The sequence below is a fragment of the Streptomyces chiangmaiensis genome (assembly GCF_036281785.1).
In the GTDB taxonomy this organism is placed as follows: Bacteria; Actinomycetota; Actinomycetes; order Streptomycetales; family Streptomycetaceae; genus Streptomyces; species Streptomyces chiangmaiensis.
Map to the genome: position 1 here is coordinate 1 of NZ_JAYWVC010000151.1, position 19666 is coordinate 19666.

General features: G+C 68.4%; 15 protein-coding genes. 9 read left to right on the plus strand and 6 right to left on the minus strand.

The features are described 5' to 3' along the window. Nucleotides 1–1373 precede the first annotated feature (1373 nt). The 3 genes from VXC91_RS31325 (at nucleotide 1374) to VXC91_RS31335 (ending at nucleotide 5422) form a co-directional block, all read left to right on the plus strand. Nucleotides 1374–1571 carry a hypothetical protein gene (locus VXC91_RS31325; RefSeq protein ID WP_329510721.1) on the plus strand — a complete coding sequence of 66 codons (198 nt, stop codon included), beginning with the start codon at nucleotides 1374–1376 and terminating at the stop codon, nucleotides 1569–1571. 679 nt (nucleotides 1572–2250) lie between these two features. Continuing rightward, nucleotides 2251–3750: a glycosyltransferase family 39 protein gene (locus VXC91_RS31330; protein WP_329510722.1), complete on the plus strand. Its 1500-nt coding sequence runs from the start codon at nucleotides 2251–2253 to the stop codon at nucleotides 3748–3750. Between the two features lie 295 nt (nucleotides 3751–4045). Continuing rightward, on the plus strand, nucleotides 4046–5422 hold the full coding sequence (locus VXC91_RS31335; RefSeq protein WP_329510723.1) for a glycosyltransferase family 39 protein: 1377 nt from the start codon (nucleotides 4046–4048) through the stop codon (nucleotides 5420–5422). Nucleotides 5423–5713: 291 nt separating this feature from the next. On the opposite strand, the gene VXC91_RS31340 is transcribed toward VXC91_RS31335, so the two are convergent. Next, complete coding sequence (locus VXC91_RS31340; protein WP_329510733.1) at nucleotides 5714–6730, minus strand: glycosyltransferase family 2 protein; 1017 nt, start codon at nucleotides 6728–6730, stop codon at nucleotides 5714–5716. 200 nt (nucleotides 6731–6930) lie between these two features. Between VXC91_RS31340 and VXC91_RS31345 the strand changes: the two genes are divergently transcribed. Together VXC91_RS31345 and VXC91_RS31350 are read left to right on the plus strand one after the other, a co-directional pair. After that, nucleotides 6931–7344 (plus strand): GtrA family protein, encoded by a 414-nt coding sequence (locus tag VXC91_RS31345; RefSeq protein WP_329510724.1) that lies wholly within the window; start codon nucleotides 6931–6933, stop codon nucleotides 7342–7344. Between the two features lie 89 nt (nucleotides 7345–7433). Then, a complete protein-coding gene (locus VXC91_RS31350; RefSeq protein ID WP_329510725.1) occupies nucleotides 7434–8696 on the plus strand; it encodes a hypothetical protein in 1263 nt (420 codons plus the stop codon). 184 nt (nucleotides 8697–8880) lie between these two features. Here VXC91_RS31350 and VXC91_RS31355 read toward each other — a convergent pair whose 3' ends face one another. Further along, entirely contained in the window at nucleotides 8881–10758 is a 1878-nt protein-coding gene (locus VXC91_RS31355) for a phosphoenolpyruvate carboxykinase (GTP) (protein ID WP_329510726.1), read from the minus strand. A gap of 309 nt (nucleotides 10759–11067) precedes the next feature. Here VXC91_RS31355 and trhA point away from each other — a divergent pair, with 309 nt between their 5' ends. The 4 genes from trhA to VXC91_RS31375 all read left to right on the plus strand — a co-directional run bounded on the left by trhA (nucleotide 11068) and on the right by VXC91_RS31375 (nucleotide 13652). Beyond that, nucleotides 11068–11781 carry a PAQR family membrane homeostasis protein TrhA gene (gene trhA, locus VXC91_RS31360; protein WP_329510727.1) on the plus strand — a complete coding sequence of 238 codons (714 nt, stop codon included), beginning with the start codon at nucleotides 11068–11070 and terminating at the stop codon, nucleotides 11779–11781. A 131-nt stretch (nucleotides 11782–11912) separates the two neighbouring features. Then, nucleotides 11913–12239: a hypothetical protein gene (locus tag VXC91_RS31365; protein WP_408057522.1), complete on the plus strand. Its 327-nt coding sequence runs from the start codon at nucleotides 11913–11915 to the stop codon at nucleotides 12237–12239. Next, a complete protein-coding gene (locus VXC91_RS31370; RefSeq protein WP_408057523.1) occupies nucleotides 12236–12895 on the plus strand; it encodes a TetR/AcrR family transcriptional regulator in 660 nt (219 codons plus the stop codon). The genes VXC91_RS31365 and VXC91_RS31370 overlap by 4 nt, the downstream gene beginning before the upstream one ends. 25 nt (nucleotides 12896–12920) lie before the next feature. Next, a complete protein-coding gene (locus tag VXC91_RS31375) occupies nucleotides 12921–13652 on the plus strand; it encodes a Mut7-C RNAse domain-containing protein (RefSeq protein WP_329510729.1) in 732 nt (243 codons plus the stop codon). Here the strand turns inward: VXC91_RS31375 and VXC91_RS31380 are convergent. The 4 genes from VXC91_RS31380 to VXC91_RS31395 form a co-directional block, all read right to left on the minus strand. Continuing rightward, nucleotides 13649–16024: a galactose oxidase-like domain-containing protein gene (locus tag VXC91_RS31380; RefSeq protein ID WP_329510734.1), complete on the minus strand. Its 2376-nt coding sequence runs from the start codon at nucleotides 16022–16024 to the stop codon at nucleotides 13649–13651. The two genes, VXC91_RS31375 and VXC91_RS31380, sit on opposite strands and share 4 nt — an antisense overlap. Nucleotides 16025–16071: 47 nt before the next feature. After that, nucleotides 16072–17322, minus strand: coding sequence for a glycosyltransferase (locus tag VXC91_RS31385; protein ID WP_329510730.1), 1251 nt, complete (start codon nucleotides 17320–17322; stop codon nucleotides 16072–16074). After that, nucleotides 17319–18962: an ArnT family glycosyltransferase gene (locus VXC91_RS31390; RefSeq protein WP_329510731.1), complete on the minus strand. Its 1644-nt coding sequence runs from the start codon at nucleotides 18960–18962 to the stop codon at nucleotides 17319–17321. Before VXC91_RS31390 ends, VXC91_RS31385 begins: the two co-directional genes overlap by 4 nt. Beyond that, nucleotides 18959–19666, minus strand: a 708-nt coding sequence (locus VXC91_RS31395; protein WP_329510732.1) for a glycosyltransferase family 2 protein, incomplete at its 5' end; no start/stop codon positions are given. The genes VXC91_RS31395 and VXC91_RS31390, both read right to left, overlap by 4 nt.

A 19666-nucleotide genomic window follows, 5' to 3' on the forward strand; every position in this document is an offset into this window, starting at 1 on the left:
GGATGACGTCGCCCCCGATGGACAGGTTCTGCGCCTTCGCCCCGAACCACGGCCCTGATTTCTGATCATTTCTGTTCTCCACGCAGAGGGATCATGCAGGAGCTTCGGGCTTCGTCAACGATACGACGCTGTTGCTTGATCTCGACGGACTCTCCGTCGTGCGGGACGGGCGGCCCGCCGACGGCAGTCGTCGGGTGCATCTCGTGACGGCCGACGAGACGGTGAGGAGCGGGTCACGGCCGAGCCCTTCCGAGATCCGCGGCCGCCGCGGACGTGCCGCGACACCGAGTGAAGGCCCGCAAACGCCTACTGTTTGACGTGTTCCTTGGCCTAAGGTCCAGGGATTCCGGCTTGGGTCGTCCGACCCTTCCGGCGGCTTCCTGCTTCAACGCGCTGTGCCGGGACTTTCGCCCTGGTCTTACCGGCGATCCACGAGGCGTTTAGCGTCTCCGCCCGTCCGGTGCGACGATACGACGTCCTTCGAAGAGGACGTTGCCACGCTGTGGAACGCACTGCTGAGCGAGGGAAAGATCGGCCGGACACTGCTCACGGCCTGGATCGCCAAAGAGAACCCGCGCAATCTGCTCGCCCTGGCCCGCGCGGGCGCCGACCGGCACCAAGTCGGCTACATCCGCTGGAAGTTCCTCACCTGGTACGCGCAGTCGGACGTCCCCGGGGTGCAGCAGTTCGTCGCCTTCTCCATCGAAGCCGGCGGCCCGAGATCCAAGCGTTCATCGGCACCAAATCCCCACATATCCCGCTCATGTCGCCCAACGACGACGGAAATGTGGGGCGGCCACCGCCCAGGGTTGCTGCATCTTCGCGACAGGCAGGGCGCCATTCACGCTGCTGTCGGCAATTACGAGCGGGCAAATTCATTGAGGCCGCGGGCGGGGGCAGAACGCGGACGATGCCCCGAAGCTCGAGCCTCGGGGCATCATCGCTCATCGCCCAGGTGAAGCGGGCGGCCGGTACCGCGCCGCCGCTCACAGGGCACTTACGGCTACGCGCTGCAGACCACGAAGGTGGAGAAGGTGTCTGTCGCAGTGGCGCTGGTGACCAACCACGCCGAAGGGTTGCTGCCGAAGCTAGGCACAGGCCTATTGGTGATGATCGGGCCAACGAAGGCGCCGAAGATTTGGTACCCGCCTCCGAGGGCCTTCGGGAAGGTCGAAGGGCAGATCGCGGTAGCCGTGCCGTTGATTGACGACGCGCTAACGACCAACGTATTTACCGGGCCAGGGGCACCCGTGGCACCCGTGGCACCCTGGATACCCGGCGCACCAGTAGCACCAGTAGCGCCAGTTGCGCCCCTCTCGCCCCTCTCGCCCCTCTCGCCACGGGGCCCCGTGTCCCGGTCGCTGGCGGCGTCCATGGCGCTGCTCGCCCCGGGCGGCGCCACAGCGCTGTCGGCGCCGGACCTGTGGATCGCATCGGCGATGGCCGTGGTGCTCGGGGCGATATTGAGCGCTACGGCAAGCGCGCCCGCCGACACCAGCGTGACGGTTTTCGCGCGTGAACTTCGGATCGTTCTACGGCTCACCAGAGAACCTTCCTCGAACTTGGATTGACCACACCTCAAGCGCGCGCACTTGGTTTTCCTCCGCATGAGTGTCACAGCGCCTGCGGCTACGGACGGGGTCATCCTTAACTCTCGACGATCGAATGATTACGATCCGGCCCGTGTCATACGCGAAGATCACCCGTGCGGCCCCCATACATCGCACGCAGCCGGAGCAATGAGGCTCAACTTCCCTTTGGTTGCCCGAAATTATCCGGACCTCTCCTATCGGCGGACGCCCCGGTGGCCCACGCGACAGGTAGCCGCGCAGCCGCCGGCATCGTCCTGCCCGGCCACAATGCGCCGCCGAGCCTGGGTCACCTCACACGCCGCTCACCAAATGCCTGCGAAAGGCATCGCAGCTACGGGGCGTCGGCTCGCCGAACCGGATCACCCACCATTTCCCGAACGTCGGAAAACCGGTCATATGTCGACCACAGCGTCGAGGATGACCCCGCTGACACACATGACATAGTTGGCTGTGATCGCCCCTTTCCGCCATGCGATGCTCTCATCTCATTTCTCCGATAAAGAGATCAGTCGGCTACTTCACTGCGTCGCGACAACCCCTGCAGGCGATTCGCAGCGTGCGACTTCCATTCAGGTGATCGCTCGACCTATCCGCCGCCCCGACCGCCCAACTCGTATATATAGGGGAGCAGTTCCTGCTACGGGCATGGGAGATTTTCATGGTAATCGCCGCGCCGCTTCCCCAGCCACGCGAAGAAATCCGGAGCGCCGAAGCGGTCGAACCCAGAAGACGCGGAACGTGGCCGTGGCTGTGGCCGTCCGTCCTCACCCTCGGTCTGACCAGCCATGGCCTCACCGTCCCTCTGCTGAGCCGTGACGAACTGGTCACCTGGGACGTGGTGAACCGCGACACCGGTCAGATCCTCGCCACTGTCCAGAACGTCGACGCCGTGCACGGCACCTATTACCTGCTGATGCACTTGTGGGTCAGCCTCTTCGGCGATTCCGTCATTTCCTTGCGACTCCCCTCAGTATGTGCCGTGGCCGGAGCCGCGTCCGTCACGAGCCTGATCGGAAACCGGCTCTTCGGGCGCCGTGCCGGAATTGTCGCCGGAACTCTCTTCGCCCTCGTCCCGGCGGTAAGCCGCTACGGTCAGGAAGCGCGCAGCTATGCGCTGGTCATTCTCATGGTCGCCCTCGCGACACTCCTGCTCCTTAGGGCTCTGGACAACCCTCGCAGTCCGTGGCGTTGGGCCGCCTACGTGCTCACGCTGACGGGCGTCGGACTTCTCCACCTCATCGCTCTGTCCGTCGTACTCGCCCATGCCTGCGTGCTCGCGGCGCACGCACGACACGACCGCTCCGTGTGGTGGAAGTCCGGCCTGACCCTGTTGGCCGTCGCCGCCTGCGTCGCTCCGCTCACCCTGCTGGGCCGTTCCCAAGCCCATCGGCAGCTGTACTGGGTCCCGGAACCCGATGTCTGGGCCCTTTCCTCGATCTGGCCTGACGTCTTCGCATCCGCCGTGTGCTCCGGAGCACTGATCGCCCTCGCCTGCCTGGCCCGCTCGCCCCGCAAGGCCCCTGTGCTCCTGTGCGCCGCCTGGGCTGTTCTGCCGTCCGTCGTCGTCTGGCTCGCCTCCCACGGCGACGTCTCCTACTGGCGTCAGGTGTACATCCTCTTCACCCTCCCGGCCTGGGCGCTCCTCGCCGGCGCCGGGCTCGCCGCGACCTTTCACTCCCGGAGGGCAACCGCAGCCCTTCTCGCGGCACTGGCCGTCCTGACCCTGCCCGACCAGAAGCGAATGCGGGAGCCGTTCGAGCACAACGTCCCCGTCCCCCTCGACTACGCCGCCGCGGCCGACATCGTCACGAGATACCACCAGCCTGGGGACGCCATCGTCTACGACCGCCAGGACACCTGGAAGCTCGACAGCGGGGTCCAGTACTACCTGCCCCGCGACCTGAAGTTGCGCGACGTGTTCCTGGTCAAGACACCCACTGCCATCAACGATCTGTACGCGATCCAGTGCCCTGTCCCGGAGCTGTGCCTCAAAAGCGCGCAGCGCATCTGGCTGATGGCCCAGGGCGCCGGGCCGGACCCCTTCGACTCCATCGCCCCGGACCAGGCGAGCGCTTTGCGGACCCGGTATCGGGCCTCCATGAGCGCATCGGTGACGGGGATGACCGTCACCCTGCTCGTGCGCAAGGAGAGAAGCTGAACCTGCTGTCGTGCTCAGCCTGGTTCCGCCGTACACCCCACGGCGTGCTCCGGAGGATCGGACGCCGTAGTCCGCGACGGCGTACGCCACTCGGGGCCGAACAGGGGAAAGCGGGCCGTAACGGGCGGGTCGTGGCTGCGCCCCGCTCCGCCGTGCCACTACGGGTGGGGGCATGGCACTACTCTCTCCTCCCGCCGCCCAGGCCACTTGCGATGTTCCTGCCCCCGAAACAGAGCATGGTCGGTGGGCGACATCGGTCGGCCTGTGGCTATGGCCTTCGATGGTCACCCTGGTCATGGCCACGTACCGGATCGGCGAACCGCTGCTCGGGCGCGACGAGTTGACCAGCTGGGACATGTCCGGCCGCAGCATCGGCCAAGTGCTGGCCACAGTCCACCGCGTGGACGGGGTGCTGGGCACGTACTACCTGATCCTGCGGGAATGGAGGAGCCTGTTCGGGGACTCGGCCACGGCTCTGCGCATGCCCTCCGCGCTGGCCATGGCCGGCGCCGCCGCATGTGTGGCACTGATCGGGCACCGGCTGTTCGGCCGCCGCGCCGGAGTGGCCGGCGGCCTGTTGTTCGCCCTGATTCCGACAGTGAGCAGGTTCGCTCATGAGGCCCGTCCCTACGGCCTGGTGATGCTGGCCGTGGCCCTGACCGCGCTGCTGCTGCTGCGGGCCCTGGACCGCCCGGGCAGCCCATGGCGATGGACGGGTTACACCCTCGGCTTGGTGGCCGTGGGGCTGTTCCATCTGCTCGCGCTGACGTGCCTGATCGGGCATCTGGTTCTCGTGGCCCTGCGGGTCCGGCGCGAGCGTCGAGCGTGGTGGGGCTTCTGCCTCGCGGTCCTCGTCGGTCTCGCCTCGGTGTGCCCGTTGGTGGTGCTGGGCAGGGCACAGACCGTCCGGCAGATCTACTGGATCGCCGAACCGACGGGCTGGGGCCTGGTCGACATCTGGCCGCAGCTGTTCTACTCCGGAGTGTGCGCGGGGACGGTGACCCTGCTGGCCATGGTGGCGTGCCGGGAGCGCCGCGACGCCGTCGTCTTCTGCGCCGTGTCCGCCTTGGCGCCCGTCTTCCTCATCTGGGCAATCTCCCACGGGGAGATCTCGTACTTCTACTTCCGGTACATGCTGTTCACCCTGCCGGCGTTGGCGGTTCTCGCCGGAGCCGGGCTCGCCGCCGCGACGCGGTCCCGGCCGGCGCTCGCGTCGACCTTGGCGGCCCTCGCTCTGTTCACCGCATCGGAACAGGAATCGTTGCGGGAGCCGCTCGCGCACTACTGGTCGGGCGGCCCCGACTTCGCGGCTGCCGCGCGGACCATCCAGAGTTACTACGTGCCCGGTGATGCGGTCGTCTATCCCAGGAAGGAAGAGGAAGCCATCGCGCTGGGCGTCCGCTACTACCTTCCTCGCGATCTGAAGCTGCGCGACGTGTTCCTGGCGGAATCGCCCACCCACCGCAACGATCTGGCGGCGACCGAGTGCCCGCAGCCGACCCGATGCCTGCGGGGCGAGAAGCGGATCTGGTTGGTGGTGAGGGGAGACGAGACGGATCCGCTGAATGGGCTGCCCGCGGACCAGTCAGCGGCTCTTCGCACCCACTACAGGCTCTATGGGGCTGAGCGTCCCAGTGGTCTGGCGGTGGCTCTGTTGGTGCGCACGTCGTAGTGGCGTCGGCTGCCTGATGTCCAGCAGCGGCATTCAGCGGCGATGCCGTAGTGAGTGGCGCTGGGATGAGGATATCTCCGTCTTGCTCTGGAGGTAGCCGACAGCAGAGTCGACGACGGCGCCAACGCCCGGCAGTGGGAGGGCGCCGAATCTCCCTGCCGACGCGGGCAGTTGGAACCGGTGTCCGGGCAGGACCGGGCACCGCAAGGGCCCGGTCGATTGGCGGAGAGCGCCAACTGGCCGCAAGTCCCGTGAGCTGCATGGGACGGCCTGGCCGCCGAGGGAATCCCGTCAGCTTCCCTGTCCGCGTCGCGGGCCCGGCCAAGCGATGGCTGTCGCGGGGGCGTGCGCCGTGTCGGTGTCGTGGGCGACGTAGTAGGTCGGGCGCTGCCGGACGGCCGTGTAGATGCGGCCGATGTACTCGCCGAGCAGGCCCAGGCAGATGAGCTGGACGGCGCCGATGAAGAGAACGGCGATGATCAGGGAGGTCCAGCCGGGGGCGGTGTCGCCCGCCGCGTAGACGGTCAGGGTGTACATGAGCACGCCGAGGCAGACGAAGAAGGCGAGGGTGCCGAGCCAGGTGGCCAGCCGCAGCGGGGCGACGGAGAAGCCGATGATGCTGTCGACCGCCAGCAGGACCATCTTCCGCAGGGGGTACTTGGTGTGACCGGCGACGCGTTGATTGCGGTGGTAGGTGACCTCCCCGCTGGGGAAGCCCAGCCAAGGAACGAGGAGCCGGTACACCTGCGGCTGGTCGGGCAGGGCTTTCAGGGCCTCGAGGGCACCGCGCGACAGCAGACGGAAGTCGCCGGCCTGGGCCGGGACATGGGTACCGACCACGCGGCGCATGAGCCAGTAGTAGGCGCCGGCGGTGCAGCGTTTGAAGCCGGTGTCGGTGGAGCGGTCGGCACGTACGCCGTAGACGATGTCCAGGTGCTGGGAGCGGGCCAGGGCGAGCATCTCCGGGATCTTCTCCGGGGGGTCCTGGAGGTCGGCGTCAAGGCTCGCGGCGTAGTGGCCGCGCGCGCGATGCAGGCCGGCGGTCAGCGCGGCCTGGTGCCCGCTGTTGCGTCGCAGTCGCACCACCCGAAGCTGCGGCCAGGTGACCCGCAGGTCCATCAGTTGTTCTGCTGTCGTGTCCGTGGAGCCGTCGTCCACGGCGACGACCTCGTAGGCCTCGCCTGTCGCGTCCAGAACTGGCCGTAGCCGTCCCACCAGCGCCGGCAACGCCTCTTCCTCGTTGAACATCGGGATCACGACCGACAATTCGACCGATGACTCAATCCGGTCAGTCGGGTCGTGGTGCATATCAATCATTCGGAGATACCGGTCCGTGCTTGGAGTGGGCGGGCGCCAAAGGATGCCCGATTTACCCCCATACCGTATGATGTCGGGCGGCTCAGCGCGTCCAGACACACGTCCTCGAACCCCGGGTGCCGTAACCGATGCCACACCTCACAGAGCCCGTCCCGGACGTCAGGGCGTCCGCTGGGGCACCACCGGCAGACATGCCCGTCGGCGCAGCCGAGGCCGGGGTCGCCCGGCAGCTGCCGCTGTTCGCGATCATCGGCCTCATGTCCACGGCCGCCTACCTGGGCCTGTACGCGGCGCTTCGGCCGGTGCTCGACGCCCAGCCCGCCAACCTGATGGCGCTGTTGGCCACCGCCGTGGCGAACACCGCCGCCAACCGCCGGTTCACCTTCCGGGTGCACCGCGCAGACGGAGCTGTCCGGCATCAACTCCAGGGGCTGGTCGCCTTCTTCGCCGGTGTCACGCTGAGCAGCGGCGCCCTCACCCTGGTGCACCGGACCTTGCCGGACACGCCGCACCTGGTCGAGATCGGCGCGCTGATCGTAGCCAATGCCGCCGCGACCGTACTTCGCTTCCTGCTGCTGCGGATGTGGGTGTTCAGAGAACCGTGACACATGCATGGCGTGTCTGCACACCTCTGACCTGCACCGCTGGATAGGTTCGGCGACGATCGTCCACTACGGCGGGGTGAGTCCGACCTATGAGCGCGATGCCGACTCTTGTGCCTGCCGAGTCCGCGCAATGCGAGAGCACACTCCCGGCCGAACCGGTCGCCCTTCACGAGCGCTCACGCAGACTGGTCCGGCGCTACGGACCGGCGGTCGCGTGCTACGCGGCACTGAAACTGGTCGGCTTCTACATCTTCATGCGGCTCGTCCACTACTCCGGCTACCACCTCACGAAGCCCCTGCGCCTGGGCGGCGGCGCCCACCCCTGGGACGTGCTCGCTTCCTTCGACGGCTGGTGGTACCAACAGGTCGCGGAGTTCGGGTACGACCCGCAACTGGTACCTGTGACCGATTCCCCCTGGTACACGTTCCAGGAGAACTCGGCCGCGTTCTTCCCGCTCTACCCGGGCCTGATGCGCCTGGTCTCCGAGTTCACCGGCCTCGGCCTGTACGGCGCCGGGATGATGGTCTCGGTGGTCGCTTCGCTCTTCGCCGCGGCGGGCATCTTCGCCGTGGCGGAGCGGCTCGGCGGGGTCCGGGCGGGCGTGATCGCGGCCGGCCTCTGGGCGGTCTGCCCGGGATCCGGCGCGGAGTGGGCGGTCTACTCGGACTCCACCTTCGTCGCGCTCACCGCGTGGTCCTGCTACGCCGTGCTGACCGGGCGGTGGATCACTGCCGGACTGCTCACCCTGGTGGCCGGGCTCAACCGGCCGACCTCGGCGACCTTGATCGCAGCGGTGGGCCTGGCGGGGCTCGTCGCGCTCTATCGGCGCACGGACGGAATCGGACGGCCTCTGGCCGCGATGACGCTGGCGCCCCTAGGGCTGTTGGGGTATGTGGGCTGGGTCGGCTGGCGAATGGGCGACTGGGGAGGCTACTTCAAGCTCCAGCGCGGGGCCTGGCTGCACTTCTTCGACGGGGGCCGGTTCACTGTCGCCACGATGCGGAGCGTCCTGCTCGGGCGCAGCGACTACCTGTTCGCCTCTCCCGTCCCCGACCTGCTGGCTGGACTGATCATCATGGCGCTGCCGGTCCTGATCCTCCTGTTGGTGCGGCTGCGGCCACCCGCCGTCCTGATGGTCCATACGCTGGTCACCATTGCCACCGTGCTGGGCAGCCAGCAGGTCTTCTCCAACATCTCGCGCTATCTGCTGCCCGCCTTCCCGCTGCTCATCCCGCCGGCCATTGCCCTGAGCAGGCTCAACCGACTCGCCTTGGCGGCTTGCCTCGGCACCTGTGCTCTCGCCTCCGGCTGGTTCGCAGGATTCGCGATCTTCCAACTGGGTGCCCCATGACCTGGTCGGCCGTTGACGGCGCCCAGGCGTCGGCTCCCGGTACGAAACCAAGGGGCTGGGGCCCGCCCCGTACGCCGTTGTACGGGGCGGGCCCCAAGCTCTTCGTACTGCCTTCACCGCGGCCGGTCTTGACGACGTCGCAGGTCAGGGCAAGTCGGACCGGCCGCGGAGTTCGTGGGGGACGTCAGCCCAGGCGCTGCACCAGCGAGCGGTACTCGTCCCACAGCTCCTTCGGCGTGTGGTCGCCGAAGGTGTTGAGGTGCTCGGGGACCAGGGCCGCCTCCTCGCGCCAGACGTCCTTGTCGACGGTGAGCAGGAAGGCGAGGTCGGACTCCGACAGCTCCAGGCCCCTGGTGTCCAGCGCCTCCTTCGTCGGCAGGATGCCGATCGGCGTCTCGACGCCCTCCGCCTTGCCCTCCAGGCGCTCCACGATCCACTTCAGGACGCGGCTGTTCTCGCCGAAGCCCGGCCAGACGAACGAGCCCTCGTCGTTCTTGCGGAACCAGTTGACGTAGTAGATCTTCGGCAGCTTGGACTGGTCCTTGTCCTTGGCGACCTCGATCCAGTGGGCCATGTAGTCGCCCATGTTGTAGCCGCAGAACGGCAGCATGGCGAACGGGTCGCGGCGCAGCTCGCCGACCTTGCCCTCGGCCGCGGCGGTCTTCTCGGAGGCGACGTTCGCGCCGAGGAACACTCCGTGGTTCCAGTCGAAGGACTCCGTCACCAGCGGCACGGCGCTGGCGCGGCGGCCACCGAAGAGGATCGCGGAGATCGGCACGCCCTTCGGGTCCTCCCACTCGGGGGCGATGATCGGGCACTGCGCGGCCGGGACCGTGAAGCGGGAGTTCGGGTGGGCGGCCGGGGTCTCGGACGCCGGCGTCCAGTCGTTGCCCTTCCAGTCGGTGAGGTGGGCCGGGGTCTCCTCCGTCATGCCCTCCCACCAGATGTCGTTGTCGTCGGTGAGGGCGACGTTCGTGAAGACGGAGTTGCCCCACAGCGTCTTCATCGCATTGGCGTTGGTGTGCTCACCGGTGCCGGGCGCGACACCGAAGAAGCCGGCCTCCGGGTTGATCGCGTACAGACGGCCGTCCTCGCCGAACCGCATCCACGCGATGTCGTCGCCGATCGTCTCGACCGTCCAGCCGGAGATCGTCGGCTCCAGCATGGCGAGATTCGTCTTGCCGCAGGCGCTCGGGAAGGCGGCGGCGACGTACTTCGACTCACCCTCCCGTCGCCCACCACCACCCTCGAACGAGGCCCTTCGGGCCGCAGGATCGTTTTGCGGGGGCGTGAGCTTGAGGATCAGCATGTGCTCGGCCAGCCAGCCCTCGTCGCGCGCCATGACGGAGGCGATGCGCAGGGCGTAGCACTTCTTGCCGAGCAGCGCGTTGCCGCCGTAGCCGGAGCCGTAGGACCAGATCTCGCGGGACTCGGGGAAGTGCGAGATGTACTTGGTCTGGTTGCAGGGCCAGGCGACGTCCTTCTGGCCGGGCTCCAGAGGCGCGCCCAGGGAGTGGACGGCCTTGACGAAGAAGCCCTCGGGGCCGAGTTCGTCCAGGACCGCCTGCCCCATGCGCGTCATGGTGCGCATGGAGGCGGCCACGTACGCGGAGTCGGTGATCTCGACGCCGATCGCGGAGAGCGGCGAGCCGAGCGGGCCCATGCAGAACGGCACGACGTACATCGTGCGACCGCGCATGGAGCCGCGGAACAGGCCGTTCTCCCCCTGGAATATGTCCCGCATCTCGGCGGGGGCCTTCCAGTGGTTGGTCGGGCCCGCGTCCTCCTCCTTCTCGGAGCAGATGAACGTCCGGTCCTCGACCCGGGCGACGTCCGACGGGTCGGAGGCGGCGTGGTAGGAGTTCGGGCGCTTGATCGGGTCGAGCTTCTTGAACGTGCCCTTGCGGACGAGCTCCTCGCACAGGCGCTCGTATTCGGCCTCGGATCCGTCACACCAGACCACGCCGTCCGGCTGCGTCAGTTCGGCGATCTCGTTGACCCACGAGATCAGTTCCTTGTGCTGGGTGGGGACGGTTGAGGGAGCCGCGTTCTCGCGCGCCACGATCGCTCCTAGATGAGGGGTTTTTTGTTGACTGCCCCGTGGGGGCTGCGACCCGGATGCTTCGTAGCCGCTCATCCGGTGCCGACCGCACTCATTTGATCATCCGACTAGATTGCCCATCTGTCCAGAGGACGTCACAGCTGAGCGGAGTGAGGATCGCCACGCATGCCCGTGTTTCCTTGCGTGCACGAGGGATTCAGCTGAAGGATTTTTTTGCGGTGCTCGCGTTCCGGCGCAGGCCGGACAGCACGGGTGATATCGATCGCACTTTGATACGTAACTTACGGTTCCGTAGGTACCATGCGGCCCATGACTGCGTCCGTCCCCGACGCGCCCACGGACTCGCCGGCAGCCGGCCGCGGTCCCGTCGCGCTCTCCTTGCCCCACCCGGTCAAGCCGAAGCTCCGCGGTTGGCTGCACCTCGGGATGTTCCCGACCGTCATCGTCGCGGGCCTGACCCTCACGGCCCTCGCGAACTCGACCCGGGGCCGAATCGCCTGCGGCATCTACGTTCTGACGGCATGTCTGCTCTTCGGCGTCAGCGCGCTCTACCATCGCGGCAACTGGAGCCCGCGCATGGACGGTGTCCTGCGCCGGCTCGACCACGCGAACATCTTCCTGATCATCGCGGGCACGTACACCCCGCTGACACTGCTGCTCCTGCCGGGCGCGAAGGGGCAGTGGCTGCTGTGGGGCATCTGGGGCGCGGCGGCCGCCGGCATCGTCTTCCGGGTCTTCTGGGTCGGCGCCCCGCGTTGGCTCTACACACCCTGCTACATCGCGATGGGCTGGGCGGCCGTCTTCTTCCTCCCCGACTTCATGCGCACCGGAGGGATCGCCGTCCTGGTGCTCGTCATCGTCGGCGGACTGCTCTACAGCGCGGGCGGCGTGATCTACGGGATCAAGCGACCGAACCCGTCACCACGCTGGTTCGGCTTCCACGAGGTCTTCCACTCCTTCACCCTCGCGGCGTTCGCCGTGCACTACGTGGGGATCTCCCTGGTGGCGTACCAGCACGGATAACACCTGACGATCAGCCTGTTCACAAGGGCCGCGGCAGTGCAGCCGCGGCCCTTCCGCATGCCCCGAGCGCGACTCGACGGGGGCACCGGCCGGCCACCCCCTTCCCGACAGTGACTCGCCATTGACAGCAAATGGCTTTTGACAGTTACTCACTGCTGGCGAGCACCTACGCCGCCCGGCTCGACACCTCCGCCCTGCCAGGGGCGGCCGCGCAGACCGCCTCCGATTCCGTGGTCGGCGCCCACGTGGTCGCGGGCCGACTGGGTGACCGGGCCCTGGCCGCGTCCGCCGACGCCGCCTATGTCCACGGCATGGGTCTGGTTCTGCTGGTCAGCGGTATCACCGCGCTGGTCACAGCGCTGCTCGCGGCGGCCCTGGTGCCGAACGCGAAGCCCGCCCCGGCCCGACCGGAGGAGAACCCCGACATGGTCCCCGGCCCGGAGAATGCCCGACAATGACGACCATGGCCGCCACCGCGCACAGCTCGCCTTCCGCCCCCGAACCCCGTCTGGGGCTCCGCGAGCGGAAGAAGATCAAGACTCGTATGGCGATCCGCAAGGCGACATACCGGCTCGTCCAGGAGCAGGGGTACGACGCCACCACCATCGAGCAGATCGCGGAGGCGGCCGAGGTCTCCCCCTCCACGGTGTTCCGCTACTTCCCCACGAAGGAGGACATCGTCGTCACCGACGAGTACGACCCGATCCTGGAGGAGGAACTGCGGGCGCGCCCGGCAGACGAGCCGCTGATGCAGTCACTGCGGTACGTGATGCGCACCGCCGTCGAGCGGAGCCTGTCGGGCGAGTACGAGACGCGCGAGGAGATGGAGCTGCGCGGGCGGCTCATGGTCGAAGTGCCCGCGGTCCGGGCGCGGATGATCGAGAGCATGTCCGTCACCGGCCAGATGATGTGCCGGGTGGTCGCCGAGCGCACCGGGCGCACCCCCGACGACCTCGAGGTGCGCGTGTACTGCATGGGTCTCGTCGGCGCGCTGATGGAGGCCTCGCGCTACTGGGCCGAGCACGGGCAGCAGGGCGACATCGCGGAGTACACCGAGCGCACGCTGGATGTGCTGGAGCATGGTCTCCCGCCGCGGAAATCGGAGGCCTCCTGAGTCGTCCACGTGCCATCCTGACCAGGTGAACGAACCCGAGATCCACATCGCGTTCGCCCCCGAGCTGGGCCTCTTCGTCCCGCACGGGCGACGCGGGCCTGCCACGAAGGTCGTCACGGACGGCTCCTCGACCCTCGGCCATGTCGTCGAGTCGCTCGGTGTGCCGCTGACCGAGGTCGGGGCGCTCGTCGTGGACGGCCACGCCTCGTCCCCCTCTCATGTTCCGGCCGCCGGCGAGTCCATCGAGGTACGGCCCGTCGAGCGCCCGCAGCAGGTGCCCGGCGCCCCGCTGCGCTTTCTGCTGGACGTGCACCTCGGAACCCTGGCCCGGCGGCTGCGGCTGCTGGGTGTCGACGCGGCCTACGAGTCCACCGACATCGGCGACCCGGCGCTCGCCACCCGCTCGGCGGCAGAGCAGCGCGTGATGCTGAGCCGCGATCGCGGGCTGCTGCGCCGCCGCGAACTGTGGGCGGGCGCCTTCGTCTACAGCACCCGGCCCGAGGACCAACTCCACGACGTGCTGGACCGGTTCGCACCCGAGCTGCGGCCGTGGACGCGGTGCACCGCCTGCAACGGCCTGCTCCGCGACGCCACCAAGGAGGAAGTCTCCGACCAGCTCGAACACGGCACCAGGCGGTCGTACGACGTCTTCGCACAGTGTGGTGCGTGCGGACGCGCCTACTGGAAGGGCGCGCACCACGAACAGCTGGTGGCCATCGTGGAGCGCGCCCTCACCGACTTCCCGAGCCGGACCTAACGCCTCGTCCTCACATCGCCCTTCCCGCAGGCCACCCCGTCCTTGTCGGGATCGAGGCCGAGCGGGTCGTCCTTGCCGTTGACCTTCAGACGTCCGTAGTCGTTCGCCGCGAGCCAGACGCAGCGTGCGGCCGTCGTCTTCTTCACCGTGGGCGGGAACACCGTCGGCACACACACGTTGGCCGAGCCGTAGTGCCGGTCGCAGCCCGAGATGGTCGGGCTGACCTTCTGCGACGTGCGCTTCTTGCCCGGGGTCGAGGTGCTGCCCTGCAGGGAGTCGGCGAAGGAGTGCACATGCGCCGCGGCCGTGTCCGCGCTCAGCGCGGCCGGGCCCTGGAGGTGGACCCACTTCGCCACCGACGGGACGCCTCGCGCGTCGACCGCGAAGAGCATGTACCAGCCGGGCGGGGCCAGATTGGGGTTGCTCGTCACGTTCAGATCGACGTTGTTGCCGTCCACCGACAGCGGCAGGTCCACGAACCGCTGGTTGGGGTCCGAGGAGTGGGTGACCGCCGCGGGACGGATCAGCTCCGCCTTCGCGATGGGCCGGTCGACCGTGATGCGCTGTGTGGTGCCGTAGGTCCATTCGTTGTCGATCACCGAGGTGATCGTCGGGCGCGAGCCCTTGAACAGGTATGGCGGCGAGTAGATCGAGACGTTGTGGTTCCACGTGCCGTTGCCCGGGTTGTCACCGGTGGCCATGATGCGCCCGTCCGGCAGCAGGAAGGCGGAGGAGTGGTAGCCGCGGGCCTCCGGGTCGGCGGCCACCGGGTCGAACGTGGAGGTGTCCGGGTCGAAGACGGACGCCTCGTAGACGGGGTCGGCCCGGTTGTGCAGCCCACCGCCCGTCTCCAGGACCTTGCCGTCGGGCATGAGCACCGCGGAGACGTACATCTTGCCCTGGTTGCCCGTCTCGGCGACGGGGCCGTTGCCGAGGTCGACGGTGCCCTGCGGCAGCGGCGGCCCGGCGACGTACTGCGGGTCGGCCTGCTTGAGGTCGATGATGTCCGTCAGACGGTTGGCGTCCGGGTTGGAGTCGATGTTGCCGCCGCCGATGGTCAGGACCTTCTGGTCCTGGGCCGGGGGCAGCAGCACGCTCGCCGACTGGTCGCGCTCGTCCTTGTTCTGCAGGCCCGGGACCTGCGTGATCGTGTTGGCGCCGTAGTCGTAGATCGCCGAGCCGGTGCCGGGGATGTTGTTGCCGAAGACATGGCTGCCCGAGTAGAACAGGCGGCCGTCCTGCATCAGGACCATCGACGGGTACAGGCCCCAGTAGGACCAGGTCTGGTTGACCTTCCACAGCGGCAGCCACTGCTGTTCGGCGTCCGACCAGTACTCGGCGGTCACCGAGCCCGTGGAGTCCTCGCGCAGCCCGCCGAAGGAGATCACGTCACCGTTGCCGAGCTCGGTCGCCGACGGGTACCAGTGGCCGTCGTTGAGGTCGTTCGTCTTGGTGTAGCTCTCGGTCTTCGGGTCGAAGATGTACGAGTCCTTGAACCCCTCGTAGCCGTGACCGCCCGCGACGGGGTAGGCCTTGTTGCCGCTCATGACGAGCACACGCCCGTCCTGGAGCTGTACGTGCCCGGCGCAGAACATGTCCTTCGGAGTGGGGATCACCTTGTACGAGCCGTTCGACGGGTCGTAGACCGCGCTCGTGAAGGTGCCCGCGGCGAAGTTCTCCTCACTGTTGCCGGAGCCCGCGATCAGCAGCACCTTGCCGTTGTTGAGGACGACCGAGTGCATCGAGCGGACCGGGTTCTGTGTGGGCAGCACCGACCAGCTGCCGTTCGCGCACTGGTCCGTGGTCCCCGTGCACTGGGCGGGCGGCAGCGGGTCGGCGACCTGCTCCATCGTGTAGTCGTCGGTGGTCACGGACCCGGTGCCGTACACCGAGACACCCCAGGTGATCATGTCGGTCCCGGACGGCACCTCGGGTGTGCGGACGCTCGCCTGGGTCCAGCCCGCGCTCATGTCCAGCGTCCTGAGGTCGGTCCAGTACTGCCAGCCCGCGCTCGCGTCGTGCCGGAACAGGGTGATCGCGGTGTCCGGGGTCGTCGACTTGTACCAGAGCGAGAGGTCGTACTGCTTGCCCGGCGTCACCACGGGCGCGCAGCTCGCGGACTCGGTGATGAGCGCCTTGCGGTCGCCGTCGACACGGCGTGTCAGCTCGACCTTCATGGCCTTGCCGCCCGTGTGGGCATCACTGGTGGAGGTGAAGGTGAAGTCGTTGTCGCCCCAGCCCGACTTCTCCCAGCAGTACGGCATCCCGTCGGTGCCGGCGGTCTCGAAGCCGGGGTTCTTGACGAGATTGGCGGCCGACGCGGGCTGCGGCGAGGTCAGGATCAGGCCCATGGTCAGGCCGGTCACGGCCATCAGGGCGGTTCTGCGTCTGCGGAGGATGCGGAGTCTGCGTACGGTCTTCACATGGATCTCCTTGCTGTGCGGCTCGCACCGGAGGGCACGGTTCTGGTGTCGGCCTGCGGGCCGCTCCGCCGCGCCCCGCGGGCCCCGCGGCCCCGGCGGGGCAGATAGACCAGCGCTTCGGTCCCCACGAAGCGCAGGACGAACGTCGTCACCAGCGCGAGTGCGGTGGCCGGCAGAGCTCCCATCCCGAACTCGTGCACCAGCAGCGCGATCAGCGGGATGCGCAGCAACAGGTCGGCATTGGCGAGGAGCGCGAACCGGCCCGCCCGGTCCCACCAGCGGCGGTGCCGGCGACGCTCGCGGAACAGCAGTTGCTCGATGAGCAGGAAGTTCCAGGCGACGCCCAGCTGGTTGGCGAGGATCTCGGCCGGCACGTAGTGCAGGCCGAGCTTGGTCAGCGCCCACAGGCCGACCAGATTCGGTACAAAGCCGGTCGCACCGATGAGCCCGAAGCCCACCATGCGCGCCGCGGGCGAGGCGGTGCGCAGCCCGATCAGATGGCGCAGGAAGCGGAAGCCCTCCTGTGCGGTCGACTTGGACTCGCCCGCGAACCGGTCCTGGAAGACGAACGGCACCTCGGTGACCCGGCGCGGCCTGCTGCGCACGGCCAGCTCGAGCAGGATCTTGTACCCGAGCGGCTGCAGGATCTCCGCGGTGACCACACTGCGGCGGATGGCGAAGAAGCCGCTCATCGGGTCGCTGATGCCGCGCAGCTTGCGCGGGAACAGCAACTTGGTCAGCCAGGTCGCCCCGCGCGAGACGGCGATCCGGTAGCCGCCGGCGAGTCCGGCACGGCTGCCGCCCTTGAGGTAACGGGAGGCGACGACAAGGCCGGCGTTCGCGCGCTCCCCGGTGCCGACCAACTCCGGTACCAGGGAGGGCGGATGCTGCAGATCCCCGTCCATGACCACGATCCAGTCGGAACCGGCCGCCTTGATGCCCTCGACCACGGCCCCGCCGAGCCCGCCGACCGGCTCGTCCCGGTGCAGCACGGCGACCGGGAAAGGGCAGTCCTGAGCCTCGCGGAAGATCACTTCGGGGGTGTCGTCGGTGGAGTCGTCGACGAAGACGACCTCGCAGGGCAGCCGGGTGGGCACCGAGTCGGTGATCCGCTGGAGCAGCTCCCGGACGTTCCCGGACTCGTTGAAGGTGGGTACGACGATGGTGACGGCGCCCGGTTCGGGCACCTCGGCAGCCCGTACCGCCGGATCGCCGAGTTCCTCGGGGACGGTGGATTCGTGAGTCATCGGTCGCCTCCCGCGGCCCGGTCGATCCTGCGGATCTCGATCCGGTCGTCGCCGGTGCCGAAGGTCGCGACCGGCGTGGAGTGCTCGATCGCGGCCTTGACGTTCGGCAGGTCGACCGCGTCGCGCCGTACCGTCGGAGAAGCGACGACGTAGTCGATGTCGCGCCAGCCGCGCGGCATCGTCTTGGCGACCGCAGGGTCGAGGTCGGCCTTGTAGAACCAGATGACACCGAGCCCGGGCCGGTATCCGGCGTGGACGAGGTCGAGCCAGAGCGCGTCGTCGACGAGGACCCTGGTGTGCTTCGGGTCCTGCACCTGGTGGGTCAGCCAGTGCGAGGCACCCCGGTAGGGGGCGTTGGCGTCGGTGGTGACGGCGGTGCGGTCACCGTCGTACCAGTGGGGCACCGCATAGGCCCCGGCGGCGGCCACGAGCAGCGCCACCACGGCGTACCGCAACCAGGTCACGTATCCCCGCTCGGCCCCGCCACGCCACCTGTTCAGCACCAGGTGGACGACGCTCGCGGCGCCGCCCGCCAGGACCAGCGCCAGGAACGGCAGGGCCTGGATGACGTACATCGCGGGCAGATAGCCGCTCGGCCGCATCGCGACCAGGGTGAGGATCGCGACCGCGAGCGCGGGCCCGGCCAGCGCCCGGGCCGTGACCGACCAGCGCCAGGTCAGCAGGATCAGCAGCGCGCCGGCGAGACCGCCGAGCGGCAGCACACGGTCGTAGTAGAGCCAGGAGTGCAGCACTCCGTACGAGCCGGAGTCCGGGTCCAGGATGAATCCGGAGCCGGCCCGGCTCATCTGGTAGGTGATGCCGTCCCACAGCGAGACATGGCCCGCTCCCGGCAGCAACTCCCCCTTGAGCAGGGCGAAGAGAGGATACGACAGCCCGATCAGGGCACAGGCCGTGACCGCGCCGGTGAGCGCGAACTTCCGCGTGTCGCGGTGGCTGTGGCGCCACATGGTCAGGAAGACGGCGGGCAGGACGACGAGCATCGTCTCCTTGGTCAGGACGCCCGCCGCCGCGGCGAGGCCCGCGCCGAAGTGGTGCCACAGGTGCCGGCTCGGGGAGGCGGCCAGGGTGAACGCGAGGAGCGTCCACATCACCGCGATGTTGTCGAGGAAGATCTCGCGCTGGAGCACCACCGACAGCGGGGAGAGCCCGAAGAGGACCATGGCGAGCCCGGCGGCCCAGACCGGTAGCAGCAGCCGACGGGCGAGGACATGGACGAGGACCGCGCTCACGGCGCTGACCAGCAGCATCGCGAATCGCATCGAGCCGACCGTCATCAGGTCGGGGGCGATGCGGGCGGGGATCCAGGTCAGCAGGGCGATCTGCGCCCAGCCGAGCGGCGGGTGGTCGTACCAGTACGTGTAGTGGGCGAGCCCGTGGCCGTTCTGCACGGCCCACGCCTGAGCGAGGTAGGTGCCCTCGTCGTCGCTGAGCGTCGGGTAGGCGGAGATGTTCCAGCCCTGCACCGTGAGGATCGCCGCGAGGAGCAGCCCGCACACGATCAGATCGGGACGAGAGCTGCGGAAACGGAACGCCGGACGGGGCGCGGGGACGGTGACGGGTACGCGTGTGTCCTGCGCGGGGACCTCGGTGCCGGTCGCCGCGGGAAGAGTGGAGGTCACGCAGCAACGTCCTCTCGGGACGGGCGGATCACGTCGGCCGCGGTCAGATGCGCGCCCACGTGGCTGGTCAGCTCCCAGTCGTTGCGGCCGCGCTGTTCGCGCCAGACGGCACGGACGGCGGCGCCGGCGAGGAGCACCTGGTAGAAGGGGCCGCCCACGACGAGCTTCGCGTAGTGGATGAAGCGGACGCGCAGCCCGTACTGCCTGCCGAAGTCGTGGAGCCCCACGACCTCGAAGACGAAGGTCACCGCGGCCGTGATCAGCGGCAGGAAGGTGAGGAAGGCGACGCCGACCGGCACGTCCAGGAAGAGGGCGATCGCGGCGTTGAGCGGGATGATGACACCGGAGAACGCCTGCAGGAACGGGGTCATGAGCGTGTAGCGGGCGAGCAGTCGCTGCCCGAAGCCGGGCAGCTGCTTCCAGTCCTTCTTGCGGTAGACCTGAAGGAAGCCCTGGTTCCAGCGGGTGCGCTGCTTGAGCAGCGACATCAGCGAACCCGGGGTCTCCTCCCGGGTCACCATGTCGGAGTCGTAGGCGACGACGACCTTCTTGCCGACGCTGGACAGCCGCACGCCGAGGTCGCAGTCCTCCGCCAGGCAGTTGGGGTCCCATCCGTCGGCTTCCCGCAGGACGTCGGTCCGCACGAAGACGGTGTTGCCGCCGAGCGGGATGAACCCCTTCTGCGCATGCAGGTGCAGCCGGGA

Bases quoted from the DNA above. Each gene is read 5' to 3' on its own strand.
- VXC91_RS31325 (WP_329510721.1), top strand. From the start codon at position 1,374: ATGGCGCTGCTCGCCCCGGGCGGCGCCACAGCGCTGTCGGCGCCGGAC.
- VXC91_RS31330 (WP_329510722.1), top strand. From the start codon at position 2,251: ATGGTAATCGCCGCGCCGCTTCCCCAGCCACGCGAAGAAATCCGGAGC.
- VXC91_RS31335 (WP_329510723.1), top strand. From the start codon at position 4,046: ATGGCCACGTACCGGATCGGCGAACCGCTGCTCGGGCGCGACGAGTTG.
- VXC91_RS31340 (WP_329510733.1), bottom strand. From the start codon at position 6,730: ATGCACCACGACCCGACTGACCGGATTGAGTCATCGGTCGAATTGTCG.
- VXC91_RS31345 (WP_329510724.1), top strand. From the start codon at position 6,931: ATGCCCGTCGGCGCAGCCGAGGCCGGGGTCGCCCGGCAGCTGCCGCTG.
- VXC91_RS31350 (WP_329510725.1), top strand. From the start codon at position 7,434: ATGAGCGCGATGCCGACTCTTGTGCCTGCCGAGTCCGCGCAATGCGAG.
- trhA (WP_329510727.1), top strand. From the start codon at position 11,068: ATGACTGCGTCCGTCCCCGACGCGCCCACGGACTCGCCGGCAGCCGGC.
- VXC91_RS31365 (WP_408057522.1), top strand. From the start codon at position 11,913: ATGGCTTTTGACAGTTACTCACTGCTGGCGAGCACCTACGCCGCCCGG.
- VXC91_RS31370 (WP_408057523.1), top strand. From the start codon at position 12,236: ATGACGACCATGGCCGCCACCGCGCACAGCTCGCCTTCCGCCCCCGAA.
- VXC91_RS31380 (WP_329510734.1), bottom strand. From the start codon at position 16,024: ATGGCCGTGACCGGCCTGACCATGGGCCTGATCCTGACCTCGCCGCAG.
- VXC91_RS31385 (WP_329510730.1), bottom strand. From the start codon at position 17,322: ATGACTCACGAATCCACCGTCCCCGAGGAACTCGGCGATCCGGCGGTA.